Source organism: Vreelandella boliviensis LC1, from assembly GCF_000236035.1.
In the GTDB taxonomy this organism is placed as follows: domain Bacteria; phylum Pseudomonadota; class Gammaproteobacteria; order Pseudomonadales; family Halomonadaceae; genus Vreelandella; species Vreelandella boliviensis.
Genome location: NZ_JH393268.1, coordinates 1 through 1,232 on the forward strand (window position 1 = coordinate 1; position 1,232 = coordinate 1,232).

Annotated in this window: 1 other annotated feature (running past one end of the window). The window is 55.7% G+C overall.

Features of this window, described 5'->3' with window-relative positions:
* Positions 1 to 1,232: a sequence feature (mutual gap in cmsearch alignment for this rRNA model is longer than 100), on the reverse strand (it continues 219 nt past the right edge of the window).

Here is a 1,232-nt window from a genome sequence, read left to right on the forward strand (position 1 = left end):
CCCCAGTCATGAACCACACCGTGGTGATCGCCCTCTTGCGTTAGGCTAACCACTTCTGGTGCAGTCCACTCCCATGGTGTGACGGGCGGTGTGTACAAGGCCCGGGAACGTATTCACCGTGACATTCTGATTCACGATTACTAGCGATTCCGACTTCACGGAGTCGAGTTGCAGACTCCGATCCGGACTGAGACCGGCTTTAAGGGATTCGCTAACTCTCGCGAGCTCGCAGCCCTTTGTACCGGCCATTGTAGCACGTGTGTAGCCCTACCCGTAAGGGCCATGATGACTTGACGTCGTCCCCACCTTCCTCCGGTTTGTCACCGGCAGTCTCCTTAGAGTTCCCGACATTACTCGCTGGCAAATAAGGACAAGGGTTGCGCTCGTTACGGGACTTAACCCAACATTTCACAACACGAGCTGACGACAGCCATGCAGCACCTGTCTTACAGTTCCCGAAGGCACACCAGAATCTCTTCCGGCTTCTGTAGATGTCAAGGGTAGGTAAGGTTCTTCGCGTTGCATCGAATTAAACCACATGCTCCACCGCTTGTGCGGGCCCCCGTCAATTCATTTGAGTTTTAACCTTGCGGCCGTACTCCCCAGGCGGTCGACTTATCGCGTTAACTTCGCCACAAAGTGCTCTAGGCACCCAACGGCTGGTCGACATCGTTTACGGCGTGGACTACCAGGGTATCTAATCCTGTTTGCTACCCACGCTTTCGCACCTCAGTGTCAGTGTCAGTCCAGAAGGCCGCCTTCGCCACTGGTATTCCTCCCGATCTCTACGCATTTCACCGCTACACCGGGAATTCTACCTTCCTCTCCTGCACTCTAGCCTGACAGTTCCGGATGCCGTTCCCAGGTTGAGCCCGGGGCTTTCACAACCGGCTTATCAAGCCACCTACGCGCGCTTTACGCCCAGTAATTCCGATTAACGCTTGCACCCTCCGTATTACCGCGGCTGCTGGCACGGAGTTAGCCGGTGCTTCTTCTGCGAGTGATGTCTTTCCTAATGGGTATTAACCACTAGGCGTTCTTCCTCGCTGAAAGTGCTTTACAACCCGAGGGCCTTCTTCACACACGCGGCATGGCTGGATCAGGGTTGCCCCCATTGTCCAATATTCCCCACTGCTGCCTCCCGTAGGAGTTCGGGCCGTGTCTCAGTCCCGATGTGGCTGATCATCCTCTCAGACCAGCTACGGATCGTCGCCTTGGTGAGCCGTTACCTC